The organism is Pseudoalteromonas sp. OFAV1, assembly GCF_021532595.1.
GTDB lineage: Bacteria > Pseudomonadota > Gammaproteobacteria > Enterobacterales > Alteromonadaceae > Pseudoalteromonas > Pseudoalteromonas lipolytica_C.
On the sequence record NZ_JAKGBG010000008.1, the window covers coordinates 1 to 22,792 of the forward strand.

A 22,792-nucleotide genomic window follows, 5' to 3' on the forward strand; every position below is an offset into this window, starting at 1 on the left:
AGTCATAAAGGGGCGAATACATTAAAGTGACCAGGGGTAGCTCCCCAAATAGAGTCCGTATATAAGCCAGCATCTAATCTTTATTTAATAAATACTCCGTTGACAAAAAACGGGGAGTCCATATAAGGACACAGAGAGCACAGAGAAAGAACATCTATAGCCGTAAGCTTTCAGCTGAAATAGTGTTGTTTGTTAGCACTGTATACATTTTCTTGAAGGGTGTTGAATATCAGTTGTGCTGCGCGATGTAAAATCGCGCCTACGATAACTAGCAAGTAGCAACTAGCAACTTTACCCCTTATTTATCTCTAAAATCGCTTTTAAAGTATGTTCTTTTTCAAGAATATCACGATAAAGAGCAAACTGATTACGGGCACGCTCTAGGTTATGGTTTGCATGCTTGGTAGCAAAGTAATTATCGCCATCAATAAAGTCTGTTAAAAAGCGCAGGCCGATCATAAAGGTCATTACTTTTGTGCCTAACCAAAAGCTTTCTTTTTCAGTGTCGGTGATCACATCTTTTAAAGGCTCAACATAACCTTTTACAATTGCAGCAAATATCTCTTCACGAACACGAACATTGCTCAAATTAGTAGAATCTTCTTGCTCAGGTGAGCAGAAGGTGCGCACCATATCGCCAAAATCAAATAACCAATAACCCGGCATACAGGTGTCTAGGTCAATCACTGCTTTTGCATCGTCAGATTGTGTGCAAAACAGCATGTTGTTAATCTTAGTATCATTATGGCAAGGTCTAAGTGGGATCTTACCCTCAAGCTCTTTAAGTTCAGTTACTAACCCTTGTTGTGCTAAACAAAAGTCAATATCGTCTTGGCATAGCGCTACTCTGCTTGCTGGATCTTTTGCTAACACGTTTTTGAACGCGTCAAAACGCATTGCTAAATTATGAAAATCAGGGATCACATGATGCAACTGATCAGCCTGAAAATCTTGTAAGGCTAAAGCAAATTGTCCAAATGCATTGGCTGCAGTTTGTGCTTGCGATATGGTTGCTACCACATCTTCACTGTAGCTGCCGCCAATAAATTCGAGTGCGCGCCAAACGCCTTGATCACACTCAACTAAAAAGTCATTTTGAATGGTGGGCACATGACGAATAATGTCGAGGTTATATTCACCATTGTCGTGCTTTTCAGTTAAATGCTGTTCAATTAAGCGAGCATTTTCAACAAGTTGTTCAGGATTCGGAAAAACGGTTGTATTTAACTTTTGAACCACAAGTGCTTGATCATCTGCTTTTAATAGCATGGTGGTATTTATATGGCCATTGCCAATCGGTTTTAGGCTAATATCCACTTTATTTAGGCCAAAACACTCTGATAGGTGTTCTGCAACAGGGTTAGACTTCATAGAAAGTTCACTTTTAAAATGCGTTTGAACAGCTGTGGTTGCTGGTTGTTCGTCCATGATGTAATTCATAAAGCTTTTTCGAAACCTTTTCTAGCTCTTCTCTGTAAGTGACGCCATACCAGGCTGATTGCGCTTGATAGACCATGACAGATTGTTGGTTGTTTTTAACAGCAGTTTGGATTTGATCCGGTAAATAATACTCTTTTGTGACACCGTTGTCATTATGTTCTAGGAATTGCGCAAAGCCTATTTCTAACTCGTTGAATATGTTTGGCGTTACTCCCCAAAAACTCATAGAGCCTAGAGCTTCGTTCGAAATTACTTCGCGCTTACCCTGAGGGTTGTCACCATACAAGGTCTTATCTTCAAGTTTTATATTTAAATACTCAATCACATTAGTAAGTTGTTGCTGTTCATTCACTTCACAAACACCACGATTTACACCACCTTCTTCAGAAAGTGTGTTTTTGATTGGGTAACCAACCATGGCCCAATCGTTATTATTTTTAAAGTGTTTAGCCATTATTTCAAAAGAGGATGCCCCATAATAATCATCAGCAGTGATGACAATAGCGGGGTTCTTTACATAGGGCTTTGCACATAACAGAGCATGCCCAGTTCCCCAAGGCTTGATACGATCTTTCGCTAAATGGCTGTACCGCTCAGGTACCATACTAATTTCTTGTTCAACAAGCACAACCTCGAGTGATTTAGGAAAGCGAGGCAGTATGGTGGCTTCAAGTTCGGCGCGGATTTTTTTATTTATGATGATAACAGCTTGGCTTACACCCGCTTTTATCGCATCACGAATGCTTAATTCCATTATGGTGCAGCCCAACCCTGGGATCTCTGCTATTTGTTTGTTTCCGCCAAAACGACTACCAAGCCCACCGGCTAATACGATTAAAGTAAGAGAGTGTTGTGTCATTGTGTGAATAAGTTAAAAAATAAAGGAAAAGAGTACCAGAAACCCCAAAGGAAAAATATTATTGCGAGCTAGCAAACGCAAAGAATTATTTTAAACGATTGAGGAATTCAAGAAGCTTTAAACGGAATGGGTGATGCATGTAGGAGGTACTTTAGTGCCGAAAATATTTTTACAATGAGATCTGTGGTTAAACATGTTTTTATACGATTTTCACAAAGAGAAGTGAATGAGAAAAGAAAGAGGTAAACCAAGAACTTACTTAATTTTTACTTCAAAGCGCAGCGGTTTTTATCCTCTTTGTGAGCTAAAGATCTTTTTCCTAACCACAGAGGTCACAGAGAGCACAGAGGAAGAGACTATAATCTCTTTATAAATATTTGGTTTCTCTATGTAGCGCGAAGCGCCTCGGTGTTCTCTATGGTTCAAATATTTTTTACACAAAGAGAAGTGAGTGAGGAAGTGATAATGATGGTTTTTGTTTTCTCTCAAGCGCAGCGCCTCTTACCCTCTTTGTGCGATTAGATGTCTTTGATGTAGGCGTGAAATTTATTTCGCGCTTTCTTGTGGGTCGTGCTTTAGCGCGTCATTGATGAAACGTACGTAATATCTTGTCGCCATAAATGACGACATACATTAACAAAATCGCATCTCGCACATTGTGCCTTAAACCTGATAGCTTCATATTTACGTAGGTGGTATATTCCTTATGTGGTGATTAACCCCTTTAGGTAGAAGATTTAATGGCAAAAGATAGATATGCGCCAAAGGCTCTTGGCGATATTATGGCGGGCTTGAGTGGTCGTTTAGCGTCTTATGCTGGTAAAACCCAAGGCCTGTCGAGTCAACAAACGATTTTAGACGAGTTTTTAGGTGAAACGCTTTCCAAAAAATGCCGGGTAAGTAATTACCGCGATGGTACTTTGATGATTGAAGCGGTTTCTGCACCGATTGCACTGCGTTTAAATTATTTAAAAATGGATATGCTCTCGCATTTTCGTGCCGCTGGCATGGTAGAGCTTGGACAAATTAAAATTACCGCCAACCCACAAGCTACTCAGCGCTTATCTACATCAAAAGAAGCTGAAAAAAAACCGCAAGCAAAGCGCCATATGAGTGAGCAAACGGCGGACTATTTAACAGCTATCGCTGCTGACGCCCCTCCATCGTTAAAAGAAAAATTAGAGCGCTTAGCCCAACACGGGCGGAAAAAATAAGCAAAGCCATCAGCTTTCAGCCGTCAGTTTTGAGTTGCCCAGCATTGCCTGTTGGTTATGTGTTGATGTGCATGATTCGCGTTGTATGGCAGGCGCGCCAAGCAAGCGTGACGCCTACATTTGATTTAGGCGTGAAATTTATTTCGCGCGTCAGATCTTTCTCACAAAGAGAAGTGAATGAGAAGAGAATGAGGAAGTGATAATTATGTTTTTTGTTTCCTCTAAAGCGTAGCGCCTCATAACCTTTTTGTGAGTTAAAGATCTTTTTTTCTAACCACAGAGGTCACAGAGAGCACAGAGGGAGAGAATAGTAGATTGTAAATCGTTATTCACTGAAGCGCGGAGTGCCCATAATCTCTTTGTGATATTTATTTTCTCTGTGTAGCGCGAAGCGCCTCTATATTCTCTGTGGTTCAAATATTGTTTTTACATGATTTGCACAAAGAGAAGTGAATGAGAAGAGAATGAGGTAAACCAATAACTTACTTAATTTGTTTTCCTCTAAAGCGCAGCGCCTCATAATCTCTTTATGAATTAAAGAGCTTTTCTAACCACAGAGGTCACAGAGAGCACAGAGAAAGAGAAAGCGAGACCATAATCTCTTTGTTGATAGTGGTTTCTCTGTGTAGCGCGAAGCGCCTCTGTGTACTCTGTGGTTCAAATATTTTTTACATGATTTGCACAAAGAGAAGTGAATGAGAAGTGAGTGAGGAAGTGATAATTATGTTTTTTGTTTTCTCTCAAGCGCAGCGCCTCTTATCCTCTTTGTGAATATTATTTTTCACTTTTGCAGGTTTCGCGATATAAAATCGCGCCTACAATCGAGCTCCTTTTTTCATCCCTGATCTTGATTTTATTTCAATTGTCGCCATATCTACTCAGTGGTCTTGTTTTCACCTTTTTTATGGGGTTAGACCAAAGATTATGGCTGATTTTTAAATTTTCTTGCCGAAATTCCATATCTTCACACACAGAAGGTTTGATGTTGCGCAGACTCTGGTATGATAGCGCACGAAATAAGCGGTGTTTTGAACAGCGTACTGATAAATTGTTAATTAATATGCCCTACATCATGAGCATAAGCGCATATTAATTATCAATTGAAGAAAGTGGGTTAGCTAATGACTAGCTAACAAAGAATATATTGTAACGGTTTTATCATGATATCTAATTTATTTACCAAGATTTTTGGTAGTCGCAATGACCGCACTATTAAAAACCTAAGAAAGACGGTCGCTCTAATTAATGCGCTTGAAAAGCAATTAGAAGCGCTTTCTGATGAAGATTTAAAAGCAAAAACAGCTGAATTTAGAGAGCGTTACGATAACGGACAAAGCCTAGATGATATCTTACCAGAAGCATTTGCTGTGGTACGTGAAGCATCTAAGCGTGTAAATGGCATGCGTCACTTCGACGTACAGCTACTAGGTGGTATGGTGTTACATCAAGGTCGTATCGCAGAGATGCGTACCGGTGAAGGTAAAACACTTACTGCAACATTACCTGCATACCTTCGTGGTTTAACAGGTAAAGGTGTTCACGTTATTACAGTGAATGACTACCTTGCAAAACGTGACGCCGAAACTAACCGTCCATTATTTGAATTCTTAGGCCTAACAGTAGGCTGCAACGTACCGGGCATGATGCCACAGCAAAAGAAAATCGCTTATGCTGCCGACATTACTTACGGTACGAATAACGAATTTGGCTTTGATTATCTACGCGATAACATGGCATTTAGCATTGAAGAGCGTGTGCAACGCCCACTTTACTACGCAGTAGTGGATGAGGTGGATTCAATCCTAATAGATGAAGCGCGTACGCCGCTTATTATCTCAGGCCCTGCGGAAGACAGCTCTGAGCTTTACATCGAAATCAACAAAATTGTGCCAGAACTTGAGCTGCAAGAAAAAGAAGATGAAGAAGGCGTTGAAGGTGACGGCGACTTCACTATCGACGAAAAATCTAAGCAAGTTCACTTAACTGAACGTGGCCAAATTAAAGTTGAAGAACTATTAATTGAGCGTGGCTTAATCGAAGAAGGTGATTCACTTTACTCAGCTTCTAGCATCACATTATTAAGTCATGTGTATGCGGCGCTACGAGCTCACAAGCTGTATCAAAAAGACGTTGATTACGTTGTTAAAGAAAACGAAGTTATCATTGTTGATGAGCATACAGGCCGTACAATGGAAGGTCGTCGTTGGTCAGAAGGTTTACACCAAGCTGTTGAAGCAAAAGAAGGTGTTCGCATTCAAAACGAAAACCAAACATTGGCATCAATCACATTCCAAAACTACTTCCGTTTATACGACACATTAGCGGGTATGACAGGTACAGCAGACACCGAAGCGTTTGAGTTCCAGTCTATCTATGGTCTAGACACCGTAGTAATGCCAACTAACAAACCGATGATCCGTGACGATCGTGCTGACCTTGTGTACTTAACACAAGAAGAGAAGTACGAAGCAATTCTTGCTGATATCAAAGATTGTCAAGAACGCGGTCAACCGGTACTTGTGGGTACGATTTCTATCGAAAGTTCTGAGTACTTATCGCAGTTCTTACGTAAAGAAAAAATTAAGCACAACGTACTTAATGCTAAGTTCCACGCGCAAGAAGCAGACATTGTTGCCGATGCAGGTTTACCTGGCACAGTAACCATTGCAACTAACATGGCCGGTCGTGGTACCGATATCGTGTTAGGTGGTAACTGGCACAGCGAAGTTGAAAAGCTAGAAAACCCGACTGATGAACAAATCAAAGCGATTAAAGATGAGTGGCAAAAACGCCATGATGCAGTAATCGAAGCGGGTGGTTTACACATCATTGGTACTGAGCGTCACGAGTCTCGTCGTATCGATAACCAGTTACGTGGTCGTTCTGGTCGTCAAGGTGATGCGGGTTCAAGCCGTTTCTATTTATCAATGGACGACGCGCTAATGCGTATCTTCGCTGGTGAGCGCATGACTAACATGATGCGTAAACTAGGTATGCAACGCGGCGAAGCGATTGAGCACCCTTGGGTAAACCGTGCAATCGAAAACGCACAACGTAAAGTTGAAGCACGCAACTTCGACGTTCGTAAGCAACTACTTGAGTACGATGATGTAGCAAACGACCAACGTCGTGTTGTTTACTCACAGCGTAACGAGCTACTTGAAGAAGGCGATATCTCAGAAACTATCACAGCAATTCGTAGCGACGTTCTTAACAGTACGATTGACCAATATATTGCACCGCAAAGCTTAGCTGAAATGTGGGATATTCCAGGTCTTGAAGAGCGCTTAAAACTAGACTTCTTAATTGAGCTGCCAATTTCACAATGGTTAGCTGACGATAGCAAACTATACGAAGAAAAACTTCGTGAGCGTATCGAAGAAGCGGTTGAGCAAGCATACAAGCAAAAAGAAGAGATGGTAGGTGAGTCTGTACTACGTCAATTCGAAAAAGCGATTATGCTACAAAGCCTAGACCAACACTGGAAAGATCACTTGGCAGCGATGGACCACCTTCGTCAAGGTATCCACTTACGTGGTTACGCACAGAAGAATCCAAAGCAAGAGTACAAGCGTGAGTCGTTCGAGCTATTCTCTGAAATGCTTGAGAACTTAAAAATCGACGTTGTTGGTATTTTAAGTAAAGTGCAAGTTCGCGCAGAAGAAGATGTTGAGAAAGTTGAAGAGCAACATCGTCGTAGCGAAAATGCACCTCGTGAATACCAACACGAAGAAGCTGAGCACATCGGTGGCGAAACACCAGAAGGTGCAACAGTAACTCACCGCGCAGAGCCAAAAGTTGGCCGTAACGAGCCTTGTCCATGTGGTTCAGGTAATAAATTTAAACAGTGTTGCGGTAAATTAAAGTAACCAAAATACGCTGATAAAAAGCGACGCTTGCGTCGCTTTTTTTATGATTGAGGAATAACAAATGACAAAAAAAGTAGTGCATGTTGCTGTTGGCGTTATTTATAAAGATCAGCAGTTATTTATTTGTAAGCGCCCAGACGACAAACACCAAGGCGGCTTGTGGGAATTCCCTGGCGGTAAAGTAGAGCAGGGCGAAAGTGTGTTTGCAGCACTTCAGCGTGAGCTGTTAGAAGAAGTAAACCTAACCGTAAACGGCAGTGAAGAGCTAATGGTTATCGAGCATGACTACGGCGATAAATGCGTGCGCTTAGATGTGCACATTGTTGATGATTTCACAGGCACTGCCCATGGTGCAGAAGGCCAACAAAGTAAGTGGGTTGCACTGAGCGAGCTTGATGATTACAGTTTCCCAGCTGCGAATGTTGAGATTATCGAAAAGATAAAGCAGAAGTTTGAGCTGTAAGATGAACGGTGTTGTTGGTGGGAGATGCGTGTAAGAGGTACTTTAGTACCGAAAATATTTTCACAAAGAGAAGAGAATGAGGAAGTGATAATTATGTTTTTTGTTTACTCTAAAGCGCAGCGCCTCTTGTCCTCTTTGTGAATTAAAGATCTTTTTCTAACCACAGAGGTCACAGAGAGCACAGAGGAAGAGACCATAATCTCTTTGTGATATTTATTTTCTCTGTGTAGTGCGAAGCGCCTCTATGTTCTCTGTGGTTCAATATGTTTTTAAAAAATTTGCACAAAGAGAAGTGAATGAGAAGAGAATGAGGAAGTGATAATTGTGTTTTTTGTTTCCTCTAAAGCGCAGCGCCTCTTGTCCTCTTTGTGAATTAAAGAGCTTTTCTAACCACAGAGGACACAGAGAACAGCCATTTGTTTAACACCAAGGCTAGTGCTTATTTATAACCGTTAGGGTTTTTACTTTGCCAGCGCCACGTATCTTGCATCATCTCGTCAATGCCGCGCTCAGCTTGCCAGCCAAGCTCCTTTAGCGCCTTTTCTGGGGCAGCGTAACATGCAGCAATATCACCCGCTCTGCGCGGCGATATTTGGTAAGGAACAGCTTGTCCGCTGGCTTTTTCAAAGGCATTAACCATTTGTAATACCGAATAACCATTGCCTGTGCCAAGGTTAAATACGTGCGAACCTGTATCACTAGCAATGCGGTTCAGCGCTTTTAAGTGACCAAGTGCTAAATCAACTACATGAATATAATCACGCACGCCCGTGCCATCTACCGTATCGTAGTCATCACCAAATACACCTAGCTTTTCTAATTTGCCAACTGCCACCTGAGAAATATACGGCAGTAAGTTATTAGGAATGCCATTAGGGTCTTCACCGATTAGCCCCGACTCGTGCGCACCAACAGGATTAAAGTAACGTAAAATTACAAAGGCAAAGCGTTCATCCGATTTAGCAATATCTTGTAGCATCATCTCAACCATGAGTTTAGATGTACCGTATGGGTTTGTTGTGCCACCAACAGGGAAGTCTTCGCGAATTGGTAAGCTTGCTGGGTCGCCATAAACCGTTGCTGATGAGCTAAATACTAATTTGAATACACCAGCGTCGCGCATTGCATCAACCAGCGTTAACGTGCCTTGTACGTTGTTTTGGTAATACTCAATAGGTTTAATAACCGATTCGCCCACTGCTTTTAAACCTGCAAAGTGGATAACGCTGTCGATTGAGTGCTCACTAAAGATTTTATCTAAACAGGCTCTATCTAAAATGTCACCTTGGTAAAACGTGACATCTTTACCCGTGATTTTTTTAACACGAGCCAATGACTCATTTGATGAATTGCTTAAATTATCAAGTACAACAACATCATTACCCTGTTGTAATAATTCTAAAACGGTATGTGAACCGATATATCCGGCTCCGCCGGTGACTAAAATGGTCATAAGATTTCCATAAACTATACCTGATTAAATTAGGCTTATTTCATCATATTTCGCGTTAAATTACATGAATAAAATGTGATTATCATTCTGTATGGCAAGGTGAGGTAGTTGTTTTTGATTACACTTTATACCATATTGGTTACACCTAGCTGATTACATATTAAGCTATAGTTAATCGTCAGCTGCTAAATTTTTAAGCACTAGCTACACCTGTTAACTGGAGAATATGATGAATATAGTAAAAAAAGTTGCGTTAGCGCTTATTGTTACGCTCCCGGCTTTTGCTCATGCAGGCGAAGCAAAAGTTAAATGGCATGACTTTAATGATTATCGTGATGTACGCCCAGGGAATAACTCACCAAAAGGCGCATTTCATAAAAATGTGGCTAATAATTTTGAAAAACACTTTAACAAACTAGCTGAAAAGTTACCCGAAGGTTATACCTTTAATGTTGAGGTGACAGAGCTCGATCTAGCTGGTGATGTGCGTTTTGGTACCATGAATGAGCTACGTATTATCAAACCAATTTACTTTCCGCGTATCGACTTAAATTATTCAATTACCGATAAAAACGGTAAGGTCGTAAGCGAAGCAAACGATGTAAAACTCAAAGATATGGGATTCATGGATCGTATGAAGATGGGTCGTGACGAGGCTTATTATTACGATAAACGTTTAATTACTGATTGGTTCGAAGATGAGCTATTACCGTCGTTAAACCTTGATGAATGATAACTCAAAGCTGTAAGTTTTAAGTCGAACTGTGTTGTTTTTTGGTTTTGTGAATTTGCAAGCTAGAGGTTGAATGGTAGATACGCCAAGCAAGCGTGACGCCTACGTTTGATGTAGGCGTGAAATTTATTTCGCGCGTTAGCCTCTATTCACAATAAATGAAATAGAGGCTTCTACGTTACTTAAACGTCGCTAACAGTTGTAATAGCTGTTGAAGTTTAATAACGGTTTTTTTCAGTTTTTCTTCGTCCATACCGTCGTTGCTTAAGCTTTCTACATCAGCAGCAACATCGAGAACGTAAGGTTTAAAACGTTTTGCTTCAAAATCAAAGCCAGCATCTTTTGCAAATAAGGCAGTGAATTTGCCGTGGCCTTGCTGCTGTAAATCATCTAATTTTTTATCGGCATCAAGTGCCTGACGGTAAACGATTTTTAGGTTAGCATTGAGTTGTTCAATAATTGAATCCATTTTTTTCCTAAAGCTTTAGACTGCAATGCCGATATAGTACGTGGATTGTCATAAAAAGTCAGGTAATGAACTATGAATATATCAGGATCAAGCTTACCAGCGATGAGTGGCGGTGGCGAAAGCGCCGAAGTTTACAGCGCGTCACTTGCTAAAAAACAGCAAAAGGCTGATGGTGCTGCGGCACTTGCACTTATCGAAGGCGCAGCAATGAATACCAGTGCTGCACAAACACCTGCTAAGTCGGTAACTGCGACACTAGGTAACAACGTAAACGTATACGTTTAACTAGATAGGGCGTGTTGACCCTTTATGATTGATTTTGCAGCAGTGTGTTTGGTATTTAGGCAAGGCAGAGCCTATGCAGTGTGGTTGTTCCCCATAAATAGGCGATAACGCAGCATTAATGCCAAACACGCGCTGCCCTTCGGGTTCTTCCTAGGGGCGATTAACTCTTTGTTACTCGATTTTTACTTAGCCCACTAGGTTACAAATCTCGCGCCGCGATTAAATCGCCCCTAGAGTGAACAAACTTTAATCAATAAAGGTCAGCACGCCCTTAGATCGATAGGCGTTTTACTTTTTTCGCCGCCGATCTCGCGTACTAGCTTAGGAACCAAGAACCCCGGCAATGCTGCCAGCATAGCCGTAACGATTTCTCGTGCCTGACTCTCAGCTATATCAAAGTGGCTGGCACCTTCCACTTTATCTAGTAGATGTAAGTAGTAAGGTAATATATCGGCCTCGAACAGTGCCTCACTTAGCGCAACTTGCGACTCAACAGAGTCATTCACATCTTTTAGTAACACCGCTTGATTTAATAAGGTAACACCCACAGCTTTTAATTTTTGCATGGCCGTTTTAAAATCATCATCAATTTCGTTAGCGTGATTGATATGGTTTATAAACACCACCTTTAAGGGCGATGTAGCAAAGCGTGCACATAGCTCATCGGTAATTCTTGCTGGGATCACAACAGGTAAGCGGCTGTGAATACGCATGCGTTTAATTTGCGGAAGCTGCTCTAACTCATCCATAAACCAACTAACAGCATCGTCTTTGGCCATTAATGGATCGCCACCACTTAAAATGACTTCGTTGATGTTGCTGTCTGCTTTTATATAAGCCAGTGCGTCAATTAAGCTACGTTTGTTTAATTGGTTTTCTTGATACGGAAAATGGCGTCTAAAACAATAGCGACAATTTACCGCACAACCGGTTTTAAACATCACTAAAACGCGAGAGCGATACTTGTGTAACAAACCAGGTTGGTTGTTATCTTGCTCTTTTAAGGGGTCTTTGTCGTAACCTGTTTTTGCTAAAAATTCTTGATGGCGAGGCATCACTTGCAGCAAAAGAGGGTCGTTTATGTCGCCATAACGCATTTTTTTGATAAAAGGCAGCGGCACGCGGACAGGAAAAAGACTGCGTGCTTTGAGGTCTTTTTCGTCTACTTTGCTTGATAATCCTAGCATTTCTAGCAAGCGTTCAGGACAAGTGACAACATTTGCCAATTCTTTTTGCCAGTTTTTATGCAAATTTACTTCATTTCTTTGTATCATTGACACGTAGATTACTCGAAATTATTTAGACAGAGGAAACGATGGCGAATTATAGCACCAATGAGTTCAAGGGCGGCCTAAAAATTATGTTAGACGGCGAACCTTGCAGCATCTTAGAAAATGAAATGGTAAAACCAGGTAAAGGCCAGGCGTTTAACCGTGTTCGTATTCGTAAACTTATCACAGGTAAAGTACTAGAAAAAACGTTCAAGTCAGGTGAGACCGTTGAAGGTGCAGACGTAATGGATACCGATTTAGCGTATCTATATACTGACGGTGAGTTCTGGCATTTCATGAACAACGAAACATTTGAGCAAATCGCTGCTGACGAAAAAGCACTTGGCGACAACGCTAAATGGTTAGTTGAAAATGACGTATGTACAATCACGCTTTGGAACGGTAACCCAATCGCCGTTACTCCACCAAACTTTGTTGAACTAGAAATCACTGACACAGATCCAGGTCTAAAAGGTGATACAGCAGGTACTGGCGGTAAACCAGCAACATTAAGCACTGGTGCTGTTGTTCGTGTTCCTCTTTTCGTACAAATCGGCGAAGTGATCAAGGTTGATACACGTAGCGGTGAATACGTGAGCCGCGTTAAGTAATAGGCTTTGTTAAGCAATTTATTATAAAATCCCAGCTTCTGCTGGGATTTTTTTTGAGAAACAGTTTATGTCTAAAGCCCTTTGGCAACCAAGCGCCGATATTGAAACTTTACGCCACCGTGCCGCCATCATTCGCCGTATTCGTGAGTTCTTTTATGCGCGGGATGTTATGGAGGTTGAAACACCAAGCCTAAGTGCTGCCAGTGTAACCGACGTGCATTTAGCGACATTTAGTACCGAGTTTGTTGGCCCAGGTCATGCTGGTGGCTTACCACTTTATTTGCAAACGTCACCTGAGTTTGCCATGAAGCGTTTACTTGCTGCGGGCTCTGGGGCTATTTTCCAGCTGTGCAAAGCCTTTCGAAATGAAGAGGCGGGTAGCCATCATAATCCTGAATTTACGATGCTTGAGTGGTATCGTCCGGGTTTTGATGAATTTGCGCTTATGGATGAAATGGATGAGCTTATGCAATTGGTGCTTGGCGTAGATAGCGCAGAGCGACTCACTTATCAGCAAGCCTTTATGAACGCCTTAGGTGTAGACCCTTTAACTGCTGATATCAGCACATTGCAGCAACTAGCAACAGAGCAGGGCTTTGCCGATATTGCCGCGAATGAAACACATCGCGATACCTTATTACAGCTATTATTTTGTATGAAGGTTGAACCAACAATTGGCCAAGAAAAGCCTTGTTTCGTTTATCATTTTCCAGCTTCGCAAGCAGCTCTTGCACAAATTTGTCAGCACGATGAGCGAGTAGCAGGGCGCTTTGAGTTATATTTTAAAAATATGGAACTGGCAAACGGCTTTAATGAGCTGACCAATGGCAAAGAGCAAGCAGCTCGTTTTAGTGAAGATAATCAGTACCGTGAAGCAAATGGCTTAAAGCAAGTGCCAATGGATGAGCGTTTAATAGCTGCTCTAGAGCATGGTTTGCCGCAATGTGCGGGTGTCGCACTGGGTATTGATCGACTCATTATGCTGGCAACGAATAAGAAAAAGATCAAAGACGTGATCGCTTTTGATGTTGAAAGGGCTTAAATGTAGGAGCGGGTTTAACCCGCGATTTTCATTGATTTTAAAAGCGCGACATAAAGTCGCGCCTACGGTTTATAGCTCGTAAATAAATGTCACACCGGCAACCATAGGTTCGCCAAGTTGGGTGTAAGTATGAGTGGTGTAACCATCTAATGGGTCGTTACCAAACTCAAAACCACGAGTTGGTACGTCTTCATCAAATAAGTTGCGTGCCCATGCATTAATGCTCCAATTATCACTTTCATAACCAAACGAAGCATTTACCAAGTTGGTGCTTGGTGCTTGTGAGTTATGGCTGTCAGAGAAGTAATAATCGTCTTTGCCCTCTACACCAATTGATGCGTAAAGTGCTGGCGTAAAGTTATAACGCGCAGTGAATGCATATTGGTATTTAGGTGCTTGTGCTTGGTCACGGCCATCTTGATCAAGGCCTGATTGCGCAACAAAGTTATTGATTTCTGTATGTAAATAACCTGCACTACCCGTGAGTAGTAAATTGTCAGTAGCTTGGAAGCTACCTTCAATTTCTAAACCGTAGTTTTCACCAGAGCTGGCATTATCGATATAGCCTGTGAATTTTTGACCTTCAACTTGCCACGATTTTAGCTGCATATCTTCGCGATACATGTAGAAAGCGGCAAGACGTAACACAAACTTATCGTCTAGTGAGCTGCCTTTCACACCAAACTCACTGCTCCAAAGGTATTCAGGGGCAAATGATGTGTGATTAGCGAAGAAATCAGCATCTAGATTTAAGCTTTCATCTTTTGCTTTTGCTAACGCTTCAGAGTTAATACCGCCAGCCTTATAGCCACGAGTAATGCTGGTGTAGATCATGGTGCGATCAATCACTTGGTATTCAAGTGCAAGCTTACCGCCCACCATGACATCATCAGTTTCTTCAATAAAACCGTTGTTGTCGGTGTAGTCGCCTTGATACTGCTCGACACGCAAACCCGTAATTAAGGTTGTTTTTGGACCAATAGGTGTTGCTAATTGACCATACGCTGCAATATTGCTGGTTTCATAATTTGATGCAAATGGTTGCGTAAGCCAAGTGTATTGGCGTTCTAAATCAACTTCGCGGCCTTGGTAGTAAATACCGGCAACCCACTCACCAGACTTACCGCTAAATTGCAGCTCGGCTGCTTGATCTTGACGATCGCGAAAGTAAGCATCTGTTGAGCTATAGCCCCATTCATGCAAGCCTGCAGCACATAACTCTGGTTGGGCTTCATCATTACACACCCAGTCTTCGTCGTAGCTGTATAGCAGCTCGCTGTCGATACCTGAAAGGTTTAGGCTAACATCAAACCAGTCGAAGCCGGTGTAAATGTTGGCAAGGCCAACTGCAATGCTTTCTTGGTTATCTTGGCCTGGTTCATCAGCCACACTGTAACGGCTGTTATCCAAGGTGAAGGCATCATAGCCGTTATTAATATCAATGTAATGAACGCTCAGTTCAGTACGTAGGTGATCGGTCAATTGGCTGTGTAATTTAAAGCGAGAAACGAGCTCATCTTGTTGTTGGGTATCTTCGCCTAAATAACGGTTTTCAACATAGCCATCAGACTCACGTTGATAAATACTGGCGCGTACTGCTGTGTCGTCGGTAATACCCGTACCTGCGGCAATACCTGCTTCATAGCTGTTGTAGTTGCCCGCACCTAATTGTACTTTCACACTTGGGTCAAGGGCGGGTGTTGCAGATTCCATTTGAATCATGCCAGCTAATGCATCAGCACCAAAGCGAGTCCCTTGTGGGCCGCGATAAATTTCTACCTGGTCGATATCAAATAACAGTGAACTGCCGCCTAAACCAGAGTAGTTGATGCCGTCGATCACTAAGCCAACCGAAGGATTAATGGGGTCAACAAACTGTGAGCGTAAACCTACACCACGAATTTGCACGAAACGACCACGAGATGCCCCTGAGGTAAAGTTTACATTCGCTGCACTAGCAAGCATTTCATCTAAAAACTTTGCACCACGTTGATTGATTTCATGGTCTGAAAATAAACTAGCACTGGCACTTAATGTTTGAATGCTTTCTTTTTTGAAATCACCGGTAACTACAATTGTTTCCAACTCACCATCTTCAGCGTAGGCAATCGAAGATGCTGCAAATAAAGGCAGGATGGCAGCAGATAATAATGATAAACGTCGTTTCATGTGGATTCTTAACTCCATTTTCGGGACTGCTATTCTAGCAACCTAGCTAGCCAAATGGCTATAAAATCAATTTTTATGGTATAAACGCAGGCAATTATACGTAAATTGATTAGGAATACGACTATGACCTTTAAAGTCGACTTTAAAGTGCGTGATTATGAGTGTGATTTACAAGGTATTGTAAATAACAGTGTTTATTTTAATTACTTAGAACATGCTCGCCATGAATTTTTACATGCTCAAGGTATCGACTTTGCAAAGCTAGCAAGAGAAAAAGTTAACCTTGTGGTGCTTCGCAGCGAAATGGATTACAAGGCATCACTTGTGCCGGGTGATGAATTTTACGTGGCCGTTGAGCCGGAGCGTATCAGCCGTTTAAAGTTTGCATTTAGACAAACGGTGTATCGCAAACATGACGATAAAGTGATGCTACAAGCGTTAGTGATTGGTACGTCGGTAAATGAAAAAGGTCGTCCTTTTTTACCAGAAGAAGTCGATAACTTATTCAAGTAAGCGAGAGTGTTTCAAAAAAATGGGGCTTAGAACAATTTTTTACAGATAAAACATGTTTTTTTAACGATCAAAGCAGTCAAATATTGTTACTATTATGGTATTGGAATTTGAATTGTAAAAAATATGAAGCGTTTAGCCGTACCACTTTTGTTTGTATTATTTTGTTTAGGGTGTTCATCAACCAGTACAGTCACAAGTGAACAATTAAAATATACTCAGTGGCAGTTATCAAAGGTGAATGGCTTAAGTCTTGATGTGTCGCAAAGTGCATCAATGCGATTTATTGAAGCAATGCAAATAAATGGCTTTGCTGGCTGTAATAAATTTTTTGGCGAAGCAGTTCTAACTGACGATGATTCAATTGTAGTAAACAAGCTAGGCATGACACGTAAATCATGCGGTGAGAAAGCCGATGAACTCGAACGTAGTTTGTTAACCGCGTTAAGAGAAGGTGCAGCCATTAAGCTTGAAGGTGAGCAACTGACTTTGCAAGGTACGCATCGCTTTACCTTTATCGCCAAAAACTAAAGCGCATGTGCTTGCAGCAAATTTTTAACTAACGTACACTCATTGCGTTAATAAAAAATAACGAATTTAAACTTGTCGGAGTGCCTTTAACAAGGCTGAGATCGCGAAAGCGGGATCCGTGAACCTGATCAGGCTAACACCTGCGTAGGGAACAAGCTGCCTCACTAGGCGCTTGTGCGCCAAATTTTGGGGCATAAGCGGCACAGGCTGCACTGGTAAGCATTTAACTTACTAACGATCCAATGGCGTTTGCCACTCTCTATTGCACATGCAATATCTGACAAGACAACCCTTAAAGCAATGAGGTAAGTCATGTCAAACACAACAACTAAACCATCTCGCCGTGAAGTTCGTGCGGCTGCATCAGAGTATATTTATAACTTAACGGGTCAACCGTTTCCTAATTCTCATAAAGTTTATGTAGAAGGCACGCAAGATAATGTGCGAGTAGGGATGCGTGAAATCACCCTTAGCGATACCTTCATCGGTGGTACTGAAGAGAACCCTGTATTTGAGCCTAACGCGCCAATTCGTGTTTACGATACATCAGGTCCATACACTGACCCTGACTTTAAACTCGATGTGCGCAAGGGTCTTGAGAAATACCGTGAAAAGTGGATTGAAAGCCGCGGCGATACTGAAATTTTAGACTCAGTGACTTCACAATTTTCTCAACAGCGTATGGCAGATGAAGGGCTAGATCATATCCGCTTTGAGCACCTACCAAAGATCCGCCGTGCAAAAGCAGGTAAAAACGTCACGCAAATGCATTATGCGCGACAAGGCATCGTGACGCCTGAAATGGAATATGTGGCAATCCGTGAAAACATGGGTCGCGCTAAAATTCGTGAAGAGTTACTTGCAGCCCAGCACAAAGGCGAATCGTTTGGTGCTAGCATTCCTGATTTTATTACTCCTGAATTTGTGCGTGATGAAATTGCTCGTGGCCGCGCTGTGCTTCCTAACAATATTAACCATCCAGAAACCGAGCCGATGATCATTGGCCGAAACTTTTTAGTTAAAGTGAACGCGAATATTGGTAATTCGTCGGTCACTTCATCAATCGAAGAAGAAGTCGAAAAAATGGTGTGGTCTACTCGTTGGGGCGCCGACACGGTAATGGACTTATCAACGGGTCGCTATATTCACGAAACCCGTGAATGGGTGGTACGTAACTCACCAGTACCAATTGGCACGGTACCAATTTACCAAGCGCTTGAAAAAGTAAACGGTGTGGCTGAAGACCTAACGTGGGAGATTTTCCGCGATACCTTGATTGAACAAGCAGAACAAGGCGTTGATTACTTTACTATTCATGCTGGGGTATTACTGCGTTACGTGCCGATGACGGCAAAGCGTGTTACCGGTATTGTTTCGCGTGGTGGTTCTATCATGGCGAAATGGTGTTTAGCGCACCATAAAGAAAACTTCTTATACACGCACTTTGAAGAAATTTGTGAAATTTTAAAACAGTATGATGTGTGTTTTTCATTAGGTGATGGCCTGCGTCCGGGCTCTATTGCCGATGCGAATGACGAAGCCCAATTCAGCGAATTACGTACTTTAGGTGAGCTGACAAAACTTGCTTGGAAACACGATGTGCAAGTATTCATCGAAGGCCCAGGCCATGTGCCAATGCATATGATCAAAGAGAACATGGAAGAGCAGCTAAAACACTGTGAAGAAGCACCGTTTTATACTCTTGGTCCATTAACCACGGATATTGCACCGGGGTACGATCATTTCACATCAGGTATTGGCGCTGCGCAAATTGCTTGGTACGGCTGCGCTATGCTTTGTTATGTAACCCCTAAAGAGCATTTAGGCTTACCAAACAAAGAAGACGTTAAAGAAGGTTTAATCACTTACAAAATTGCTGCCCATGCTGCCGATTTGGCAAAAGGCCACCCGGGTGCGCAAGAGCGAGATAATGCATTATCAAAAGCACGCTTTGAGTTCCGTTGGCATGACCAATTTAACCTAGGTTTAGACCCAGAACGCGCCCGCGAATATCACGATGAAACATTGCCACAAGAATCAGGCAAGATTGCACATTTCTGCTCTATGTGTGGACCTAAGTTTTGTTCGATGAAGATCACTCAAGAAGTACGTGATTACGCCAAAGATCTTGAAGCAAGAGGCATAGATCCAAATAACGTAGGTGATGCTATCGAAATCAAAATGGTTGATGTTGAAGCCGAAATGAAAGCGAAATCAGACGAGTTCAAAAAAACGGGCTCTGAGATTTACCACAAAGCAGTTTAATTGATGGAGCTAGGCATCAGCGATAGGCTCTGGGTTTTTTGCCTAGGGCCCAGAGTCTGGGGCCTAGAAAGTTTATGTCATTAAAGATAGCGATACTGGGTTTTGGTTTAACTGGCCGTTTAACTGCATTGGCACTTGCTAAAGAGCACCAGCTGAGCGTGTTTGAGCAAGATGATGAACATGCTAGCAACAGTGCCGGCAGCGTTGCTGCAGCGATGTTGGCACCCCTTGCTGAATCAGTCCTGTGTGAACAGGATTTAGCCCTACAAGGGCTTAATAGCATCACTCGTTGGCAGCAAATTTTAAGTGAGCTCAATGAAGCTGTGTATTTTCAACAAACAGGCAGTTTAGTGGTTGCTCATCAGCAAGATAGGGGCGATTTACAAAGTTTTGTTAGCCGCTTAAAACCGCTTGAAAGCTATCAGGCACAGGCATTGGTGGGTTCTCAAATCGCTGATCTTGAGCCTGAACTAGCTGGGCGTTTCCATCAAGGAGTGTATTTACCTTGTGAAGGGCAACTCGATAATCAGGCATTTTATGGCGCTAGTTTTAAAAAGCTTACCTCGCAAGGAGTGCAATTTAACTTTGGCTGTAAAGTTGAATTGAACGCCCATCAGGTGAATGGCCAAAGCTTTGATTATGTATTTGATTGCCGAGGCTTAGGTGCAAAACAGACTGAACCTTTACTGCGTGGAGTAAGAGGGGAGGTGGCGCGTTTATATGCACCAGAGGTGAACCTAACTAGACCGATACGACTGATGCATCCGCGTTACCCAATTTATATTGCTCCTAAACCAAATCATCAATTTGTGATTGGTGCGACTGAAATCGAATCGCAAGACCGAGGTAAAGTCACCGTGCGTTCGGCACTGGAGTTATTGTCTGCTGCTTATACGGTGCATAGCGGCTTTGCTGAAGGGCGTATAGAAAGCTTGCAATCGGGGCTTCGTCCAGCGTTTGCAGACAACCGCCCGAAAGTCACAAAGCAAGGTCGAGTGATCAGTATTAATGGCTTGTACCGTCATGGCTATTTACTTGCGCCTCAGGTGGTTGATGACGCAGTGAGCTTAATTGCTTAAGGATAAAAATGAATATTTTAATTAATGGTCAGTCAGTTACAGTGAACGACAATACATCGCTGACTCAGGCGTTGAGCCAGTTTGGTGCAAGACCGCCATTTGCCGTTGCCGTTAATGGTGACTTTGTACCGCGCAGCCAGTGCGATGCTAAAACCCTCAACGAAGGCGACAGCATTGAGTTATTGTCGCCAATTCAAGGAGGCTAAGATGGATAGTTTTTCGGTTTATGGTGAGCAATTTACGAGTCGGTTACTGATTGGCTCAGCACTGTACCCTTCGCCAAGTGTTATGCAGGATTCGATAGTGGCCTCACAGGCTGAGATTGTCACGGTTTCATTAAGACGTCAGCAAAGCGCTTCTGCGGGTGATGATTTTTGGCAATTGATAAAAAACACCGGGTTAAAGGTGCTGCCAAATACGGCGGGTTGTCATAGTGTGAAAGAAGCGGTGACCTTGGCACAAATGTGCCGCGAAGTGTTCGCCACTGATTGGATCAAGTTAGAACTAATTGGTGATGAATATAATTTACAGCCAGATCTAATCGCACTGCTCGAAGCCACTAAAATTTTATTGGCCGATGGCTTTAAAGTTTTACCTTATTGCACAGATGATTTAGTGCTGTGTCAGCGCCTCGCTGATTTAGGCTGCGAAGTATTAATGCCTTGGGGCGCACCGATTGGTACGGGTAAAGGCTTGCTGAATCCTTACAACTTAAAAATGATCCGTGAGCGCTTGCCAAACCATACGTTAATTGTTGATGCGGGCTTAGGTTTACCATCTCATGCCTGCCAAGCGCTTGAATTAGGGTATGATGCCGTATTATTAAACTCGGCAATTGCAGGTGCAGGTTGCCCAGTGACGATGAGTAAAGCGTTTAAGAGTGCGGTTGAAGCGGGGCGATATAGCTATTTGGCCAAAGCGATGCCAGAGAAAGACGTAGCAAGCCCATCAACGCCGACGCTCGGAATGCCATTTTGGCATCAAGAATAAAATGTGAGGAGTAACATGAATCAGGTTGTATGGACCATAGCTGGCTCAGATTCGGGCGGCGGTGCAGGAATTCAAGCCGATATCAAGGCAATGCAAAGTTTTAATGTACATGGCTGTACGGTTATTACTGCTTTAACGGCACAAAATAGTTTAGGTGTAGAAGCGCTGAACCCGATTTCAACAGAAGTGATTGAGTCGCAACTATTAGCCTTAGCCAGTGATATGCCTGCCAGCGTGATTAAAATTGGCATGCTTGCCAATGTGCAGCAAATACAGCTTATTAGTGAGCATTTAAAACATTACAAAGCAACTTGGGCAGAGCCGCCTTTGGTTGTTTATGATCCGGTTGCCATTGCCTCAAGTGGTGACTTACTTACAGAAGAAGATACTGTTAGTGCCATTAAAGAGTGTTTATTGCCATTAGTCGATGTTGTAACACCGAACACTCACGAAACGCAGCTATTAACCGGTGTTTATTTGATTGGCCCAAGCGCAGTGAAAGAAGCCGCCGAGAAGTTAACAGGCTATGGTGCAAAAGCGGTGATCATAAAAGGGGGTCATTGGGATTACCCAAGTGGCTATTGTATTGATTACTGCGTACAAGGTGAGCAGGCATATTGGCTTGGTAACGAAAAAATTCAAACTCCGCATAGTCACGGTACTGGATGCAGTATGGCATCTGTTATTGCTGCGTGTTTAGCCAAACAGTATCCACTCAAAGATGCCTTTATTTTAGCAAAAGCCTATATAAACCAAGGTTTAAAAGCAGCCGTTCGTTATGGCGAAGGGATTGGCCCCGTTGCACACACTTGCTTTCCAACAAATCTCGCGGATTACCCACAAGTCATCGAGGCGGGAAGTTGGCTAGGTGATGAGCTCGACTTTGACTGCCCAGTTGATTTTACCATGGCAGCAGGCTTTGCCGAATGCGACTCTAAACAGCTTGGGTTATATGCCGTTGTTGATACGGTTAATTGGTTAGAGAAGTGTTTAGCCGAAGGGGTTAAAACAGTTCAATTAAGAATGAAAAATGCAGACGATGCAACACTCGAAGATGCCATTGCTAGTGCGGTTATGCTGGGGCAGAAGTACGATGCGCAGGTGTATATCAATGATTATTGGCAATTAGCGATTAAACACGGCGCTTATGGTGTGCATTTAGGGCAAGAAGACTTACAAACCGCTAATTTAATTGCCATAAAAGAGGCTGGGTTACGCTTAGGTGTTTCGACTCATGGCTTTTACGAAATGCTACGCGCGCACAATTACAGACCAAGTTATATGGCGTTTGGCGCTATTTATCCAACCACCACCAAAGACATGACAGGGCAAATTCAAGGTTTAGAAAAGCTCGAAAAATTTGTGCCATTAATGGCCGATTACCCAACTGTGGCGATTGGTGGAATTGATATATCACGTGCAGAGCAAGTTGCGAGTACGGGGGTTGGCAGTGTTGCCGTAGTACGTGCGATTACTGAAGCCGAAGACTACCAAGCAGCCATTGCCAAGTTAAAACTGCTGGTCGAAGGTCAGTTTTAA

Annotated in this window: 20 protein-coding genes and 1 riboswitch; of the genes, 14 read left to right on the forward strand and 6 right to left on the reverse strand. The window is 42.6% G+C overall.

All coding sequences use genetic code 11. The features are described from left to right. Positions 1-291 precede the first annotated feature (291 nt). Together L1267_RS06360 and L1267_RS06365 are read right to left on the reverse strand one after the other, a co-directional pair. Positions 292-1,371, reverse strand: a complete 1,080-nt coding sequence (locus L1267_RS06360) for a phosphotransferase enzyme family protein (RefSeq protein ID WP_199526678.1) — start codon at positions 1,369-1,371, stop codon at positions 292-294. A 13-nt stretch (positions 1,372-1,384) separates the two neighbouring features. Further along, the gene (locus tag L1267_RS06365) at positions 1,385-2,299 is read right to left on the reverse strand and encodes an NTP transferase domain-containing protein (protein WP_235382404.1); all 915 of its coding nucleotides are present in this window, start codon (positions 2,297-2,299) and stop codon (positions 1,385-1,387) included. Between the two features lie 740 nt (positions 2,300-3,039). On the opposite strand from L1267_RS06365, the gene L1267_RS06370 reads away from it, so the two are divergent. The 3 genes from L1267_RS06370 to mutT all read left to right on the forward strand — a co-directional run bounded on the left by L1267_RS06370 (position 3,040) and on the right by mutT (position 7,845). Next, a complete protein-coding gene (locus L1267_RS06370) occupies positions 3,040-3,513 on the forward strand; it encodes a DUF721 domain-containing protein (RefSeq protein ID WP_138558877.1) in 474 nt (157 codons plus the stop codon). A 1,160-nt stretch (positions 3,514-4,673) separates the two neighbouring features. Beyond that, a complete protein-coding gene (gene secA, locus L1267_RS06375) occupies positions 4,674-7,382 on the forward strand; it encodes a preprotein translocase subunit SecA (RefSeq protein WP_135923393.1) in 2,709 nt (902 codons plus the stop codon). A 61-nt stretch (positions 7,383-7,443) separates the two neighbouring features. After that, the gene (mutT, locus tag L1267_RS06380) at positions 7,444-7,845 is read left to right on the forward strand and encodes an 8-oxo-dGTP diphosphatase MutT (RefSeq protein WP_235382405.1); all 402 of its coding nucleotides are present in this window, start codon (positions 7,444-7,446) and stop codon (positions 7,843-7,845) included. Positions 7,846-8,284: 439 nt separating this feature from the next. Here the strand turns inward: mutT and galE are convergent, their stop codons facing one another. Continuing rightward, positions 8,285-9,298, reverse strand: a complete 1,014-nt coding sequence (galE, locus tag L1267_RS06385; RefSeq protein ID WP_235382406.1) for a UDP-glucose 4-epimerase GalE — start codon at positions 9,296-9,298, stop codon at positions 8,285-8,287. 229 nt (positions 9,299-9,527) lie between these two features. Here galE and L1267_RS06390 point away from each other — a divergent pair, with 229 nt between their 5' ends. Next, positions 9,528-10,031 carry a DUF3016 domain-containing protein gene (locus L1267_RS06390; RefSeq protein WP_235382455.1) on the forward strand — a complete coding sequence of 168 codons (504 nt, stop codon included), beginning with the start codon at positions 9,528-9,530 and terminating at the stop codon, positions 10,029-10,031. Between the two features lie 178 nt (positions 10,032-10,209). Here the strand turns inward: L1267_RS06390 and L1267_RS06395 are convergent, their stop codons facing one another. Next, the gene (locus tag L1267_RS06395) at positions 10,210-10,500 is read right to left on the reverse strand and encodes a hypothetical protein (protein ID WP_054561134.1); all 291 of its coding nucleotides are present in this window, start codon (positions 10,498-10,500) and stop codon (positions 10,210-10,212) included. Positions 10,501-10,572: 72 nt separating this feature from the next. On the opposite strand from L1267_RS06395, the gene L1267_RS06400 reads away from it, so the two are divergent. After that, a complete protein-coding gene (locus tag L1267_RS06400; protein ID WP_054554124.1) occupies positions 10,573-10,785 on the forward strand; it encodes a hypothetical protein in 213 nt (70 codons plus the stop codon). A 260-nt stretch (positions 10,786-11,045) separates the two neighbouring features. Here the strand turns inward: L1267_RS06400 and epmB are convergent, their stop codons facing one another. Then, complete coding sequence (epmB, locus tag L1267_RS06405) at positions 11,046-12,059, reverse strand: EF-P beta-lysylation protein EpmB (RefSeq protein ID WP_235382407.1); 1,014 nt, start codon at positions 12,057-12,059, stop codon at positions 11,046-11,048. A 41-nt stretch (positions 12,060-12,100) separates the two neighbouring features. Between epmB and efp the strand changes: the two genes are divergently transcribed. Then, positions 12,101-12,667: an elongation factor P gene (efp, locus tag L1267_RS06410; protein ID WP_135923400.1), complete on the forward strand. Its 567-nt coding sequence runs from the start codon at positions 12,101-12,103 to the stop codon at positions 12,665-12,667. A 67-nt stretch (positions 12,668-12,734) separates the two neighbouring features. Continuing rightward, positions 12,735-13,709: an elongation factor P--(R)-beta-lysine ligase gene (gene epmA / locus L1267_RS06415; RefSeq protein WP_235382408.1), complete on the forward strand. Its 975-nt coding sequence runs from the start codon at positions 12,735-12,737 to the stop codon at positions 13,707-13,709. A 69-nt stretch (positions 13,710-13,778) separates the two neighbouring features. Here epmA and L1267_RS06420 read toward each other — a convergent pair whose 3' ends face one another. Beyond that, entirely contained in the window at positions 13,779-15,878 is a 2,100-nt protein-coding gene (locus L1267_RS06420; protein ID WP_235382409.1) for a TonB-dependent receptor, read from the reverse strand. A 123-nt stretch (positions 15,879-16,001) separates the two neighbouring features. Between L1267_RS06420 and L1267_RS06425 the strand changes: the two genes are divergently transcribed. From L1267_RS06425 to thiE, 7 genes are all read left to right on the forward strand, one after another. After that, positions 16,002-16,391 carry an acyl-CoA thioesterase gene (locus L1267_RS06425; RefSeq protein WP_054561129.1) on the forward strand — a complete coding sequence of 130 codons (390 nt, stop codon included), beginning with the start codon at positions 16,002-16,004 and terminating at the stop codon, positions 16,389-16,391. Between the two features lie 123 nt (positions 16,392-16,514). Then, a complete protein-coding gene (locus tag L1267_RS06430) occupies positions 16,515-16,919 on the forward strand; it encodes an META domain-containing protein (RefSeq protein WP_135923403.1) in 405 nt (134 codons plus the stop codon). Between the two features lie 66 nt (positions 16,920-16,985). Next, positions 16,986-17,087: riboswitch (TPP riboswitch) on the forward strand. Between the two features lie 144 nt (positions 17,088-17,231). Then, positions 17,232-19,184, forward strand: a complete 1,953-nt coding sequence (gene thiC / locus L1267_RS06435) for a phosphomethylpyrimidine synthase ThiC (RefSeq protein ID WP_235382410.1) — start codon at positions 17,232-17,234, stop codon at positions 19,182-19,184. Between the two features lie 74 nt (positions 19,185-19,258). Then, positions 19,259-20,263 carry an FAD-dependent oxidoreductase gene (locus L1267_RS06440; RefSeq protein ID WP_235382411.1) on the forward strand — a complete coding sequence of 335 codons (1,005 nt, stop codon included), beginning with the start codon at positions 19,259-19,261 and terminating at the stop codon, positions 20,261-20,263. An 8-nt stretch (positions 20,264-20,271) separates the two neighbouring features. Continuing rightward, positions 20,272-20,469, forward strand: coding sequence for a sulfur carrier protein ThiS (gene thiS, locus L1267_RS06445; RefSeq protein WP_171041525.1), 198 nt, complete (start codon positions 20,272-20,274; stop codon positions 20,467-20,469). Between the two features lies 1 nt (position 20,470). Then, a complete protein-coding gene (locus L1267_RS06450; RefSeq protein ID WP_235382412.1) occupies positions 20,471-21,253 on the forward strand; it encodes a thiazole synthase in 783 nt (260 codons plus the stop codon). A gap of 15 nt (positions 21,254-21,268) precedes the next feature. Beyond that, on the forward strand, positions 21,269-22,792 hold the full coding sequence (thiE, locus tag L1267_RS06455; RefSeq protein ID WP_235382413.1) for a thiamine phosphate synthase: 1,524 nt from the start codon (positions 21,269-21,271) through the stop codon (positions 22,790-22,792).